This is a genomic window from Streptomyces sp. NPDC026538 (assembly GCF_055567535.1).
On sequence record NZ_JBVHQG010000001.1, the window covers coordinates 1217104 to 1230612 of the forward strand.

A 13509-nucleotide genomic window follows, 5' to 3' on the forward strand; every position below is an offset into this window, starting at 1 on the left:
CTCGTCCGTTCTTCTCGTCCGTTCGCGCATGCGCTGAGGAAGTACCAGTTACTGACACTCAGTCATATCAATATGAATTCCGCCAGTGCGGCTGCGGCTTTCGGGTGGGCCGAACGCCCGCACGGGTGAACCGACGCAAAGGAAATGGTCCGTGTCGCTGCTAGACATCCGGGTTCCCGCGGTTCTGCTGCGGATCGACCGGAATCCCTTTCACCACGGCACCCTCGGGGCTGTGCGCTCCCTCGGCAGAGCCGGCGTGGACGTCCATCTGGTCGCCGATTCCACCGGCAGTCCGGTCGGCAGGTCCCGTTTCGTACGGCAGCTGCATCCGCCGCCGGCGCCGGGTGCGTCCGCCGCGGAGATCGTGGCCGTGCTGCGCCGGGTGGCGGCGCGGATCGCCCGTCCGGCGGTGCTGATCCCGATGGACGACGCGAGCGCGATCGCGGTCGGCCGGCTCCGCGAGGACCTCGCGCCCGCCTACCTGCTGCCGCAGCAGCCCGCCCTGCTTCCCGAGCGGGTCGCCGACAAGGCCGAGTTGGCCGAGGTGTGCGCGGCGGCCGGGATCCCGCACCCGCGGACCCTCGTCCCGGACAGTGCCGAGCAGGCCGCCTCCGCCGCCTGGCGGCTCGGGCTTCCGGTGGTCGCCAAGTGGAGCCGGCCCTGGCTGGTCCCGGCCGGGTCCGGGCTGCGCAGCACGGTCGTGGTGCGCTCGGCGGGGGAGGCGCGGGAGCTGTTCCTGCGGGCCGACGAGGCGGGCAGCAGGCTGCTGCTGCAGGAGTTCCTGCCGCCGGGCCCGGACCGCGACTGGTTCTTCCACGGTTACGCCGACCGCACCGGCGCGGTACGCGCGGGCGGCCCCGGTCGCAAGCAGCGGTCCTGGCCGCGCGGGGCGGGCCTGACGGCGGTCGGCTTGTGGACGCCCAACCCGCAGGTCCAGGGACTGGCCGAACGGCTCACCGGCGAACTGGGCTTCCGGGGCATCTTCGATCTGGACTTCCGGCGCTGCGGCAGCACCGGCCGCTACCACCTCCTCGACTTCAACCCCCGTCCGGGCGCGCAGTTCCGGCTCTTCACCGACGGCGCGGGCCTGGACGTCGTACGCGCACTGCACCTGGATCTGACCCACCGTCCGCTGATCACCGGGGCGCCGCTGGCCGGGCGGGCGTTCGTGGTGGAGAACTACGCGCCGCTGAGCGCGCTGCGGCCGGCCCCGCGCGGGCGCGAGCTGGCCTGGAGCGCGCCGGACGACCGGGGGCCGGGCCTGGCGATGTGGACGCTGTGGTGCCGGCACGTGGCGGGCCGGCTCCTCGGCAGGCTGCGCCCCGGCAGAGCCCCGGTCCCGCGGCCGTCCTCCGTCGTGGTCCGCCAGGCCGGGGAGCCGGCCGGGGAACGCCGCCCGGCCGTCCTGGACGAGGAGTTCTCCGGAGTGTCCGGTGTCTCCAGCCTCTCCGGTCTGCCCGACCGGTCCGACGACGAGAAAGCGAGCAGCTGCTGATGTACGACCTGTTGGTGGTGGGCGCGGGCCCGTACGGCCTGTCCATCGCGTCCCACGCCGCGGCGGCGGGGCTGAACGTCCGTGTCTTCGGCCGCCCGATGGCGTCCTGGCGCGACCACATGCCCCGCGGGATGTTCCTCAAGTCCGAACCGTGGGCCTCCAACCTGTCCGATCCCGAGGCGCGTTGGCGGCTGGACGTCTACTGCGCGGGCCGCGGGGTGGAGGCCCGGCACGGGCGGCCGATCCCGCTGGACATGTTCACCGAGTACGGGCTGTGGTTCGCCCGCAATGCCGCCCCGCCCGTCGACGAACGCACCGTCACCCGGATCGCGCCCCGTGCCGGCGGCTTCGACGCGACGACGGAGGACGGCGAGACCCTGCACGGCCGGACCGTCGCCCTCGCCGTCGGCGTGCTGCCGTTCGTCGAGATTCCGTCCGCCCTGCACGGCCTCTCCCCCGACCTGGTCTCGCACAGCAGCCACCACGCCGACCTGGACCGTTTCCGGGGCCGGGACGTCACGGTGATCGGCGGCGGCCAGGCGGCCCTGGAGACCGCCGCGCTCCTCGCCGAACAGGGCAGCAGGGTACGGGTGCTGGTGCGCGCGGAAGAGCTGTACTGGAACGAGGTGCCGCCGCCCTGGGAGCGGCCCTGGTGGAAGTCGGCGCGCGCCCCGCACAGCGGCCTCGGCCCCGGCTGGCGCAACTGGTTCTACTCCGAGCGCCCCGGCCTGTACCGGCGGCTCGCGGAGCCGACCCGGGCGCGGATCGCGGCCACGGCACTCGGCCCGGCCGGCGCCTGGTGGGTGCGGGAGCGGGTGGAGTCCGGGGTGGAGGTGCTGCTCGGCCGCGAGGTGACGGCGGCCCGGGCCACCGCGGGCGGGCTGCGCCTGGACACGGCCGTGCGCGGCGGCGGGGCGGACACCCTGGAGACCGAACACGTCATCGCGGCCACGGGGTTCAGGGCGACCCGGGACCGGCTCGGGCTCCTGGCCGACGACCTGCGTACGACGCTGGTGACCGGGGCCGACGGGGCGCCGGAGGTCGGCCGGGGCTTCGAGTCGTCGTACCCCGGGCTGTTCCTGGCCGGTCTGATCACGGCCGCGGGCTTCGGCCCGGCGATGCGTTTCGTGCACGGCGCCACGTTCACCGCGGACACGCTGGTGCGCGGGGTACGGCGGCGGCTGCGTTCGGGCGCGGCCGGCTGGGGTGTCGACGCGGACCACCGCGAGCCGGCACCGGACGTGGTGCGGAGCTGACGGACGCGGGTGCCGGACCCAGGAGGCACGTCCGGCACCCGGCGGGTCAGGACCGGCGAGACGCGGCTCGGCCTCGTCGGTACAGCATCGTGCCGCCCGCGATCAGTGCGGCGCTGGCGGCCGAGGCCGCGAGCATGGCCTCCCGGTCACTGCCGGTGTGCGGCAGGGTGGGCGGCGATCCCTGGTGGTGTCCGCCGCCGGGCGGAGGCGTCGGACTCGGTGGCGGAGGCGTCGGGCTCGACGACGGGGGTGTCCGGCTCGGTGGCGGAGGCGTCGGGCTCGACGACGGAGGCGTCGGGCTCGACGACGGGGGCGTGGGGCTCGGTGGGGGCGAAGTCTCGCTGCAGGGGGGCGAGGTCTCTTCGCCGTAGGGGGGCGTGGTGGTGCCGGGCGAGCCCTCGGCGCCGTAGCCCGAGTCGCAGACCGTACTGCCGTAGCCCGAGTCGCCGTAGGACGTCTCGTGCGCACGGTCGTCGGTGTGCTCGCCGGAATCCGAGGCGTTCGCACAGGAGTTGCCGAAGGCCGGATTCAACACGGCGGCCACGTCGATCGAGTTGCCGCACACGCCGACCGGCACGTTCACCGGAGCCTGGACGTTGTTGCCGGAGACGACACCCGGTGAACCGCCCGCGGTCCCGGTCGCGTCCGTGTCGGCGAACGCGGGACCGGCGTACAGGGACAGCATGCCGGTCGCGGCGGCGGCCACGGCCATTCCCCTGCTGAGGGTCTGTCGCAATCTCGTTGTCTTCCTGCTCAGAAGTGGAAAAGCCGGCCTCGGAACGCGGATGCGGAAGATCGACGGTCCGAGGCCGGCCGTGACACAGCCGGACGGCTGGTGCGCTGCGCTGACCTCGTCAGTCGTCGGCGCAGGCGCTGCCGAACGCGGGGTTCAGCAGCGCGATGACGTCAACGGTGTCGCCGCAGGCGTTGACCGGCACGTGGACCGGAACCTGGATCGTGTTGCCCGAGACAGCGCCCGGGGAGTTGAGGGCAGCACCCTCGGCACCCGCGTCCGCGAAGGCCGGAACGGCAGCGCCGAAGGCCAGGATTACACCGGCAGCGACAGCAGCGGTCTTCTTCATGAACTTTCCCTTCTCTGCGGTCATGCCCGTATGACGGCCGAAACCGAGCGAGCACAGCATGAATGGCTCGCATCATGACCGGCAGACTGTAGAACGAGAAATAGGCGGCCGAAGAAACTACGGAACGCGTGCCGTCGGGTAATTCACTCGAACGCCTTCACAGAATTGACGCAAGCTCAGCGAAAGCCGCTCGGGCGGCGCGTGAATACGCGCCGCCCGAGTGGACTTCCATGACCGCCAGGATGCTACTGGTTGCCGGCGCCGTTGGCGGAGAGAGCCGAGATGTCGTCAAGGACGTGCGACAGCGGCTCATCACCCTTGGCCTGGGTGGAGTTCTCGGCGCACTGCTGGTTCTGCGGCGCGGACAGGACGTTGATGTCCTGGACGTCGATCGGGACGGCGCCGAGGATGGCCTGCACGTTCCCCTTGACAGGCAGACCGACGCACAGCTTGTTCAGCGAGCCCTGCACCAGGGTGGCCTGCGGGCTCATCTTGCCCTTGGTCACCTGGTTGCCGAACTTCTCGTGGGCGCCGTTGCCGCTGGCCGAGGTGGTGCCGTGGTCGTTGCCGGTGGCAAGCGCCTGGGGGGCTGCCGCCGCCGACACACCTACGACGGACGCGGCGACCGCCGCCGCGGCCATTGCCTTCTTCAGCATTTCGCTTTCCTTTCCTGGCTCCGTGCGCAAGACGCACGTTCCTGCCTCCGCATCAACCGCCCGCGCCCGGAATGGTTGCGGCGGGGGCGCGGCACGTCACCCGATCGGACCGGTCACCGCCCGGAATTACCGTACGACCGCGCGCCTGCGGCGATGTCGGGGATTACCGGACCGTGCGCCATCGGAGTGAAGCGGAGCAACCAAACGCACCGCGAGGAGTTGACCAGTGGGCTCCGGTGGACGGGGTTTTTCCAGAAGGGAATCACAAGTGATCAAGAAGGTTCTGGCCGTCGCCGCTGTCGCCGCCTCCGTGGCTGGTGCCACCGCTCTCGCCGCCTCGCCGGCCCTGGCCACCGGCAACGACCACGGCACCACCTCGGCGAGCGGCAACGGCGCCTCGCAGGCGTTCGGCAACTCCGCCACGTACGGCAACATGAGCCCCCAGCTGGCACTGATCCAGGGCTCCTTCAACAAGCCGTGCATCGGCCTGCCCGTCAAGGGGAACGTGCAGGGCCTCGTCGGAGCCGTCCCGATCAACGTCCAGGACATCAACGTCCTGTCCGCGCCGCAGAACCAGCAGTGCGTCGAGAACTCCACCCAGGCCAAGGGCGACGAGCCGCTCTCGCACATTCTCGACGACATCGCGGTCCTCGCGGCCAACGGCGCCGGCAACAAGTAGTCCGGACGCCTTCCAGGCCCTCCGCCAGGTGCCCTCGGCCGGCGGGCCGCCGACTTTCCGGCGGCCCACCGGCCTGCGGCGTTTCCGGTACCCGCGCCCCCGGCGAGGCGCTCGTCGCCTAATCGGACTGCGCTACTCCAATGGGGGCAAAGCACGCAACCCCGGCGCGGTTTCGGCCGTTGACGATCACGCAGCTCCTCCCCGGAGTCCGCCTTTCGAAGGGAACGAACATGAAGAAGCTGTGGGCAACCGCGGCCGTTGCCGCCACCGTCGCCGGTCTCGCGGCCACGGCCGCTCCCCAGGCCCTGGCCACCGGCAACGACAACGGCACCACCTCGGCCAGCGGCAACGGCGCCAAGTCGGAGTTCGGCAACTCGGCCACGTTCGGCGACCAGAGCCCGCAGCTCTCGTTGGTCCAGGGGTCGCTCAACAAGCCGTGCGTCGGCCTGCCCGCCAAGCTGAACCTGCAGGGCCTCGTCGGAGCCGTCCCGATCAACGTCCAGGACATCAACGTCCTGTCCTCCCCGCAGAACCAGCAGTGCGTCGAGAACTCCACCCAGGCCAAGGGCGACGAGCCGCTCTCGCACATCCTGGACGACATCTCGGCCCTGTCCGCCAACGGCACCGGCAACCAGTAGTCCAGAAGCTCCGCGGGCGGCGGGCCACCGGTTCTCCCGGTGGCCCGCCGTCTTGTGCCCGCCCCGCGGCTCACTTTCGGTACAGCGCCTCGATCTCGTCGGCGTAGCGGGCGGTCACCGCGTGCCGCTTCACCTTGAGCGACGGGGTGAGCAGGCCGTTGTCCTCGGTGAAGTCACCCTCGACCAGCACGAAGGCGCGGATCGACTCGGCCCGGGAGACGGCCGCGTTGGCGTGGTCGACCGCCTTCTGCACCTCGGCCCGCAGCCGGTCGTCGCGCACCAGCTCGGCGAGCGGGGTGTCCGGAGGCAGCTTCCGTACGGACAGCCAGTGGGCGAGGGCCTCGGGGTCCAGGGTGATCAGCGCGGCGACGAAGGGCCGGTTGTCGCCGACGACCAGGCACTGGCCGACCGGTGCGCGGCTGCGCAGCCGGTCCTCCAGGACCGCCGGGGAGACGTTCTTGCCGCCGGAGGTGACCAGCAGGTCCTTCTTGCGGCCGGTGATGGTGAGATAGCCGTCCGCGTCGAGCGCGCCGAGGTCGCCGGTCGCGAACCAGCCGTCGTCCGGCAGCACTTCGGCGGTCGCGGCCGGGTTGTTCCAGTACGCCCCGAAGACCACCGGCCCCTTGATCAGCACCTCGCCGTCGTCGGCGATCCGGACGGCCGTCCCGGGGATCGGCTGTCCGACCGTGCCGGGGCGGGGCGCCAGCGGCGGCACGATGGTGGCGGCCGCACTGGTCTCGGTCAGGCCGTAGCCCTCGTAGACGACGATCCCGGCCGCGTGGAAGAACAGGTTGAGGTTCCGGTCGAGCGGGGAGCCGCCGCTGACGGCGTACCGCATCCGGCCGCCGAGTTCCTTGCGGATACGGCGGTAGACCAGCAGGTCGTACAGCGCCCAGGCGGCGTACAGGCCGGGGGCGGGGCCCTTTCCGGTGCCGAGGAACTTGTTCAGGTAGGCCTCGGCGAAGCGCACGCCGATCCGTTCCGCCCGGTCGAAGGAGGCGGCCCGGCCGATCTTCTCGGCCGTCGCCCGCCCGGTGTCGTGGATCTTCTCGAAGAGGTACGGCACCCCGACCAGGAACGTCGGCCGGAACTCCCGCAGGGCGGGCCGGAGTTCCTCCGGCTTCACACTCGGGAAGTGGCCCATCTCGATCCGGCCCATCAGGCAGGCGATCTGCAGCGTACGGCCCAGGATGTGGGCGAGCGGCAGGAACAGCAGGGTCGAGGCGGTCTGCCCGGTGACCGCCTGGAAGACGGGGTACAGCAGCTCGACCGTGTTGGCGGCCTCGGCGTGCAGGTTGGCGTGGGTGAGGACACAGCCCTTGGGGCGGCCGGTGGTGCCGGAGGTGTAGCAGACCGTCGCGGTCGACTCGGGGGTGAGGGTGCCACGGCGCTTGGCGACGTCCTCGTCGGGGATGTCCGCGCCGACGGCGGTGAGTTCGGCGACCGCATCAGCGTCCAGTTCCCAGATGCGCGGGGGTCGGGGGTGCCCGGCGGTGCCGGTGGTGACGGTGGCGGTGTTCTCCGGCGTCTCGGTGACGACATGGCGGACGCCGGAGTCCCGGACGATCCACTCCACCTGCTCGGCGGAGGAGGTGGGGTAGACCGGGACGGTCACCCCGCCCGCCGACCAGATGGCGAAGTCGAGGACCGTCCACTCGTAGCGGGTGCGGGACATCACGGCGACGCGGTCGCCTGCGGTGACGCCGGCGGCGATCAACCCCTTCGCCACGGCGGTCACCTGGGCGGCGAAGGCGGCCGCCGTGACGGTGCCCTCGCTGCGGCGGATCGCCGTGGCGCCGGGGTCCTCGGCCGCGTTGGTGTAGGGGAGGTCGGCGAGGGAGCCGCTGGTGAGGGGCGCGGCGAGATGCTCCCGGCGCACCTCCCGTACGACGCCGGCCTCGTCCCTGATGACTTCGACCTCGCCCCGGGCGGCGAGGTCGGTACGTCGACGTGCTCGCTTGAGGTCGCTGCGTACGCCCATGGGGCGCCAACTTACTCGTAAGTAAGGACGCGTCAATGGGTTGGGACGGTTTCGCTCTCGGGTGCGGGTGGGGGGCTGAGCGGGCCCACGCGGCGGTAGCCGCACATCGATACGGCCCCGTGCCCCTGAGGGGGCGCTTCAGTCGGCCGCGTTCGACCGGCTCGCCTCCCCGATGGCTGTCGCCAGGTCGGAGACGTCCTTGTCCTCTGTCGTCCGTGCCAGATCGGTGGCTCGGGATCGCAGGTTGCCGAGGCTCGGCCTTCCGGGGATGTGGTAGTCCCCTCCTCCCAGCGCGTCCGCGAAGTACGCCGCCACCGCCGTCACCTGGAAGCGCGGGGGCGCCGTCCAGACCGTGTCGTGCAGGGCGCCGGTCTCCATCGCGCCCGTGTCCTCGTGCGGGGCGCGGGTCTCGGGGTCCAGCCAGCGGACCGTGGCGGTGGCCAGGTGCCCCTCCGTGCCCGGCCTGGTGCGGACCGCGTAGAGGGCCGTCACCGTGTGGCCGGGGCCCACCTCGCCGCCGTCCACCCGGTCGTCGCGGAAGTCCTTGTCGGCGACCTTGCGGTCCCGGTAGCCGATCAGCCGGAAGTCGGCGACCGTGTGCGGGTCGAAGGCCACCTGGGCCTTGGCGTCGCGGGCCACCAGGTCGATGTTCTGGGGGAGTTGCCGGCAGAACACCTGGTTCGCGGTGGCGGTGTCGGAGACGTACGTGGTGTGGCCGTCGCCCTTGTCGGCGAGACGCTCCATGAGCGCGTCGCCGTAGTCGCTGCCCACGCCCACGCCGAACAGCGTGATGCCGTACTCGCGGCGGTCGCTGTCGATGCGCTTCAGGATGGCGTCGGGGTCGGTCTCGCCGTCGTTGGCGAGGCCGTCGGAGATCAGGACGACACGGTTGGTGGCGTCCTTGCGCAGGCCTGCGACGGCGGTGGCGTAGCCGGTCTCCACGCCCTCGCCGAGGTTGGTGGAGTAGAGGGCGGCGAGGCTGTCGACGGCGTCGTGGATCTCCCCGCGGTGACCGGCGAGGCGGGTCATCGGCAGGACCTTCTCGGCGCGTTCGCTGAAGGCGACGATCGCGACCGAGTCGTCGTCGCGGAGCCGGTCGGTCATCGTGTCCAGGGACTTCTTGGCGAGGTCCAGCCGGCCCGGCTCGTCCATGGAGCCGGAGACGTCGATGACGAAGGTGAGGGCCGCCGGCGGCCGTTCGGCGGTGGCGTCGGCGGTGGGGGTCCCCCCGGTCGAGCGAAGCCGAGACTGGGGGCGGGTGGCGAGGCCGACCCGGACGAGGGACCAGTTCGGGTCGGTGGTGCGGGCGCCGTCCACCGTGACCGTGAAGCCGTTGTGGTCGGGGGTGGGGTAGTCCTGGCGGAAGCTGTTGACGAACTCCTCGGCCCGGACCGTCGAGGGGGCGGGGCGCGCGCCGTCGGCGAGGGTGCGGCGGGCGTAGCCGTAGGACGCGGTGTCCACGTCCAGGGCGAAGGTGGAGAGGTAGTCGGAGGGCGGGGTGGTCGCGGAGTCCTCGTGCTGCGGCCGGCTGGGAGCCGGGGCCGGAAGGCCGTTGCTCTGTCTCGAGTCGGTGGACGAGTGGCTGCTGTCGCCCGCGCTGCAGGCCGTCAGCAGCAGGGCGCCCGCGGTGGTGAGGGCGAGCAGCGCCCCGGAGATCTGTCGTCGGGTCCGGTGTCGGTCCATCGTGTGTGCCCCCTGTGCCGGTCGGAGTCGGCTTCCTGGCTCTCTGGCCTTGTGTCGACTCTGACGGCGCAGGGGGGTGGAACGTGCGCCCCGAAGCGTTGCGGATGGATCTCGAACGGGGCACGGACCAGGGGTTTCGAGGCCGGAGGGAGATCCTCCGGTGACCTAGGAGACCACGTCCTTGCGGGCGAAACCCCGGAAGGCCAGGGCGAACAGCACCAGGGCGTACGTTATGGAAATCGCGGTTCCCTGGATCATGCCGGACCACTCGGGATGCGGTTGTACGGCGTCCGCCCAGGCGAACTGCCAGTGCGCGGGCAGGAAGTCGCGCCAGTGGCCGAGGGCGGTGACCGCGTCCAGGACGTTGCCGACGATGGTCAGGCCGACCGCGCCGCCGACCGCGCCGAGGGGCGCGTCCGTCTTGGTGGAGAGCCAGAACGCCAGCCCCGCGGTGACCAGTTGGGACAGGAAGACGTACGCCACCACGACCGCCAGGCGCTGGGCCGCGGTGCCGGTGTCGAGTTCGCCGCCGGTCGGGATCTGGAGCGGCCCCCAGCCGTAGGCGGCGGTGCCGACGGCCAGGGCGACCAGCGGCAGCAGGACCATCGCGGCCAGGCTGAGTCCGAGGGCGACGACCAGCTTGGACCAGAGCAGGCGGGCCCGGGGCACGGGTGCGGCGAGCAGATAGCGCAGGGAGGACCAGCTGGCCTCCGAGGCCACCGTGTCCCCGCAGAACAGGGCGACCGGGATGACCAGCAGGAACCCCGCCGACACGAACAGGTTGACCGCGGCGAAGTTGGCGCCGGACGCGGTGGCCGTGTCCAGCAGGGTGACCTGGCCGTTCCGCTCGCCCGGCTGGCCGCCGATGGCGAACGCGATCAGCAGGACGAACGGCAGTACGGCGAGGATCCCGCCCATCACCAGGGTGCGGCGGCGCTTGAGCTGGCGGACCAGCTCGACGCGCAGCGGCAGGGTGCGGCCCGCCTGATAGCCGGAGGCGACCTCGGTGAGCGTGCTCATGCGGAACCTCCGATCAGGGTGAGGAAGGCGTCTTCGAGACGGCGGTGGGGGCCCACCGACGCCACGGGCACATCGAGCCGGACCAGTTCGGCGACCAGTCGCGGCGCGCTGCCGCCGGGCTCCATGCGGACCAGCAGTCCGTCGTCCGTGCGGGTCACCGAGGCGACGCCGGACAGCGCGGCCACCTTCTCCACCACGGGCTCCTCCACGGGCACGCCGGTGCCGACGAGCAGGGTGTCGCCGGAGCCGACGATCTCCGCGACCGGGCCGGCCTGGATCAGCCGGCCGCGGTCCATCACCACGAGGTGGGTGCAGGACTGCTCGACCTCGGCGAGGAGATGGCTGGAGACGATCACCGTGCGGCCGGCGGCCGCGTAGCGGATCATCACCTCGCGCATCTCGCGGATCTGCGGCGGGTCCAGGCCGTTGGTCGGTTCGTCGAGGATGAGCAGGTCCGGCAGGCCGAGCATGGCCTGGGCGATGGCGAGGCGCTGGCGCATGCCCTGCGAGTAGGTGCGGACCGCGCGGGCCAGCGCGTCGCCGAGGCCCGCGATCTTGAGGGCCTCCTCGATGTGGGAGTCCGCCGCCGGGCGGCCGGTGGCCTGCCAGTACAGCTCCAGGTTCTCCCGGCCGGAGAGGTGCGGCAGGAAGCCGGCGCCCTCCACGAAGGCGCCGACCCGGGAGAGGACGGGGGCACCGGGGCGGACGGCGTGGCCGAAGACCCGGATGTCGCCGTCGTCCGGCTTGATCAGGCCCATCAGCATGCGCAGGGTGGTGGTCTTGCCCGCGCCGTTCGGGCCGAGCAGGCCGAGGACCTGGCCCCTCTCGACGCGGAAGGACAGCTCGCGGACCGCGTACCGGTCCGTGGAGCCCGCGTAGCGCTTGCTCAGGTCCGTGATCTGCAGCGGGACGTCGGCGAGTTCGGGGTCGGGTGCCGGGGTGGCGGTACGGCGGCGGCCGGTGAGCAGCAGGGCCAGGGCGGCGAGCGCTCCGGTCAGGGGCAGCCACCACACCCAGGCGGGCAGCGCCGCGGCGGCCGTGTCCACCTGGGGTGCCGTCGGCACGCCGAGGGCGCCCTTGAGGGAGACGGTGTAGGTCGCCGGGGCGGTCGGGGAGGCGTAGCCGAGGTCGTTGGAGGCGAGGACCAGGCGCAGCCGGTGGCCCTTCTGCACCTCGTGGTCGATCGCCGGGAGGGTGATCGTGACGTCCTTGCCGGACCTGGCTCCCTCGACCCGGATCGGGGCGACCAGCTGGGAGGGCAGCACCTGCTGGGTGCCGTCCGGGCCGACGTCGTACACCTTGCCGAAGAGCACGGCGTCGTCGCTCGTCGAGGTGATGTGGACGGTGGCCGTGGGTGAGCCGGTGATCTGCACGTTGTCGGCGACGGGCGCCGAGTCGAAGCGGGCGTACTGGCCGGGGAAGTCCAGGGAGACGCCGACGCCGAGGGAGGAGAGCTGGGCGAGGCCGCCGCCGGCGCCGAGGCCGGGCAGCGCGGAGACGGCGGGCGGGGTGGCGCCCGCCGGGTTCTGGACGCGCTGTGTGCCGCCCGTCAGGGCGATGGACTTCCGGTCGCTCTCCAGGCCGGGGTAGCTGTCCGAGGTCGCGCCCCGCAGCTGGGCGGTGCCGTCGGTGGAGTCGACGCCTCCGGTGCGGGTGATCCGGAACGCCGGGCCGGTGCCGGTGGCCTTGTCGTCCTTCAGGTAGCGGTCGAACCAGGAGGCGATCCTGCCCTCGACGCGGCTGGTCTCCAGGTCGCCGCCGTCGTGGCCGCCGGCGATCCAGTCGACGTCGACGGGGGCGCCGCCCGCCCGGATCGCCTTCGCGGCGGCGTCGGACTGGGCGAGCGTGAAGAGGGAGTCGGTCTGGCCCTGGAAGAGCAGGGTCGGCACCTTGATGCGGGCGCCGACGGCCGACGGCGAGCGCTCCTCCAGGAGCTTGACCGCGGCCGCGTCCGGCCTGCCCGACTCGGCGACCCGGTCGTACATCGCGCACAGCGCCGGCTCGAACCTGGCGCAGCCGCCGCCGGTGTTGAAGAAGATCCCGGCCCACAGCTTCTTGAAGACGCCGTTCGGGAACAGGGCGTCCGCGAGGTTCCAGTAGGTGATCGACGGGGCGATCGCGTCCACGCGCCGGTCGTAGCCGGCGGCCAGGAGGGAGATCGCGCCGCCGTAGGAGCCGCCGGCCATGCCGACGCGGGGGTCGCCGGGCTTGTCGAGCCGGACCTGGGGCTGCTTCGCGAGCCAGTCGATGAGCCGGGAGACGTCGGCGACCTCGCCCTTAGGGTCGTTCAGGCCGATACTGCCGGTCGACCTGCCGAAGCCGCGGGCGGACCAGGTGAGGACCGCGTAGCCCTGGCGGGCGAGGTCCTCGGCCTCCTGGCGCATGTCCGCCTTGGAGCCGCCGAAGCCGTGGGCGAGGAGGACCGCGGGGCGTCGGCCGGTGCCGGGGGTGGTGAAGAACGAGGTGTCCAGCCGTACCCCGTCGACGGCCATGACCTTGTCGGACCGGTGGACCGGGGTCGGGTCGTCGGACGCGACGGCCGTCCACGTGCCGGCGCCGACGAGCACGACGACGGCGGCCGCGGCGGACAGAAGCCGTCGCGGCCGCCGAAGCAGGGCTCGTAGGCCGGGGGGTCGAAGATCCATGCCCTCAACGGTACGGGCCTGGACCGACATCCGATGCCGACGCTGGGGTGAACCCCTGGCCATCCCCGAGGAGTACGGTCGCGTTACCGCGTACTTCGGGTGCGGTACGCCGGGGCGACTTCGGGTGCGGTACGCCGGGGCGACTTCGGGTGCGGGCCGGTGTGGGCCGTTCGCGCCCGCGCGGGCCGCACATCGGCACAGCCCCGCGCCCCTGAGGTCGGCGGCCCTCCCCGGCGCTCATCACACGCCCCACAGGATCCCGCCGCAACGGCGATCAGCCACGACGGCGGATTCCGGCGGTGCCGAGACGGCCGGTGGTCCCCCGCGGGACCGTGAGGGCTGAGCGCGCCCACGCGGCGGAGCCGCATATCCGA

At 72.4% G+C, this 13509-nt stretch carries 11 protein-coding genes; 4 read left to right on the forward strand and 7 right to left on the reverse strand.

Features of this window, described 5'->3' with window-relative positions; genetic code table 11:
* Positions 1-151 precede the first annotated feature (151 nt).
* Both ACZ4N4_RS05505 and ACZ4N4_RS05510 read left to right on the forward strand, forming a co-directional pair.
* Positions 152-1495 carry a carboxylate--amine ligase gene (locus ACZ4N4_RS05505; protein WP_467584685.1) on the forward strand — a complete coding sequence of 448 codons (1344 nt, stop codon included), beginning with the start codon at positions 152-154 and terminating at the stop codon, positions 1493-1495.
* Entirely contained in the window at positions 1495-2751 is a 1257-nt protein-coding gene (locus ACZ4N4_RS05510; RefSeq protein WP_467584688.1) for an FAD-dependent oxidoreductase, read from the forward strand. Before ACZ4N4_RS05505 ends, ACZ4N4_RS05510 begins: the two co-directional genes overlap by 1 nt.
* A gap of 46 nt (positions 2752-2797) precedes the next feature.
* Here the strand turns inward: ACZ4N4_RS05510 and ACZ4N4_RS05515 are convergent, their stop codons facing one another.
* The 3 genes from ACZ4N4_RS05515 to ACZ4N4_RS05525 all read right to left on the reverse strand — a co-directional run bounded on the left by ACZ4N4_RS05515 (position 2798) and on the right by ACZ4N4_RS05525 (position 4489).
* On the reverse strand, positions 2798-3487 hold the full coding sequence (locus tag ACZ4N4_RS05515) for a chaplin (RefSeq protein WP_467584691.1): 690 nt from the start codon (positions 3485-3487) through the stop codon (positions 2798-2800).
* Positions 3488-3605: 118 nt separating this feature from the next.
* Positions 3606-3857, reverse strand: a complete 252-nt coding sequence (locus ACZ4N4_RS05520) for a chaplin (RefSeq protein ID WP_453578409.1) — start codon at positions 3855-3857, stop codon at positions 3606-3608.
* A 221-nt stretch (positions 3858-4078) separates the two neighbouring features.
* Entirely contained in the window at positions 4079-4489 is a 411-nt protein-coding gene (locus ACZ4N4_RS05525; RefSeq protein ID WP_467584695.1) for a rodlin, read from the reverse strand.
* Between the two features lie 268 nt (positions 4490-4757).
* Here ACZ4N4_RS05525 and ACZ4N4_RS05530 point away from each other — a divergent pair, with 268 nt between their 5' ends.
* Both ACZ4N4_RS05530 and ACZ4N4_RS05535 read left to right on the forward strand, forming a co-directional pair.
* Entirely contained in the window at positions 4758-5168 is a 411-nt protein-coding gene (locus ACZ4N4_RS05530; protein ID WP_467584698.1) for a rodlin, read from the forward strand.
* 230 nt (positions 5169-5398) lie between these two features.
* Positions 5399-5806 carry a rodlin gene (locus ACZ4N4_RS05535; RefSeq protein ID WP_467584701.1) on the forward strand — a complete coding sequence of 136 codons (408 nt, stop codon included), beginning with the start codon at positions 5399-5401 and terminating at the stop codon, positions 5804-5806.
* A gap of 70 nt (positions 5807-5876) precedes the next feature.
* Here the strand turns inward: ACZ4N4_RS05535 and ACZ4N4_RS05540 are convergent, their stop codons facing one another.
* From ACZ4N4_RS05540 to ACZ4N4_RS05555, 4 genes are all read right to left on the reverse strand, one after another.
* Positions 5877-7787, reverse strand: a complete 1911-nt coding sequence (locus ACZ4N4_RS05540; RefSeq protein ID WP_467584703.1) for an AMP-dependent synthetase/ligase — start codon at positions 7785-7787, stop codon at positions 5877-5879.
* A 138-nt stretch (positions 7788-7925) separates the two neighbouring features.
* Positions 7926-9470, reverse strand: a complete 1545-nt coding sequence (locus ACZ4N4_RS05545; RefSeq protein ID WP_467584706.1) for a vWA domain-containing protein — start codon at positions 9468-9470, stop codon at positions 7926-7928.
* A gap of 165 nt (positions 9471-9635) precedes the next feature.
* Complete coding sequence (locus ACZ4N4_RS05550; protein WP_453379814.1) at positions 9636-10490, reverse strand: ABC transporter permease; 855 nt, start codon at positions 10488-10490, stop codon at positions 9636-9638.
* Positions 10487-13135, reverse strand: coding sequence for a CocE/NonD family hydrolase (locus tag ACZ4N4_RS05555; protein ID WP_467584709.1), 2649 nt, complete (start codon positions 13133-13135; stop codon positions 10487-10489). The genes ACZ4N4_RS05550 and ACZ4N4_RS05555 overlap by 4 nt, the downstream gene beginning before the upstream one ends.
* Between the last annotated feature and the right edge of the window lie 374 nt (positions 13136-13509).

What these genes read in the sequence shown, in the direction of transcription:
- ACZ4N4_RS05510 (WP_467584688.1), top strand. Translation starts at nt 1,495, where the DNA reads ATGTACGACCTGTTGGTGGTGGGCGCGGGCCCGTACGGCCTGTCCATC.
- ACZ4N4_RS05520 (WP_453578409.1), bottom strand. Translation starts at nt 3,857, where the DNA reads ATGACCGCAGAGAAGGGAAAGTTCATGAAGAAGACCGCTGCTGTCGCT.
- ACZ4N4_RS05525 (WP_467584695.1), bottom strand. Translation starts at nt 4,489, where the DNA reads ATGCTGAAGAAGGCAATGGCCGCGGCGGCGGTCGCCGCGTCCGTCGTA.
- ACZ4N4_RS05535 (WP_467584701.1), top strand. Translation starts at nt 5,399, where the DNA reads ATGAAGAAGCTGTGGGCAACCGCGGCCGTTGCCGCCACCGTCGCCGGT.
- ACZ4N4_RS05540 (WP_467584703.1), bottom strand. Translation starts at nt 7,787, where the DNA reads ATGGGCGTACGCAGCGACCTCAAGCGAGCACGTCGACGTACCGACCTC.
- ACZ4N4_RS05545 (WP_467584706.1), bottom strand. Translation starts at nt 9,470, where the DNA reads ATGGACCGACACCGGACCCGACGACAGATCTCCGGGGCGCTGCTCGCC.
- ACZ4N4_RS05550 (WP_453379814.1), bottom strand. Translation starts at nt 10,490, where the DNA reads ATGAGCACGCTCACCGAGGTCGCCTCCGGCTATCAGGCGGGCCGCACC.
- ACZ4N4_RS05555 (WP_467584709.1), bottom strand. Translation starts at nt 13,135, where the DNA reads ATGGATCTTCGACCCCCCGGCCTACGAGCCCTGCTTCGGCGGCCGCGA.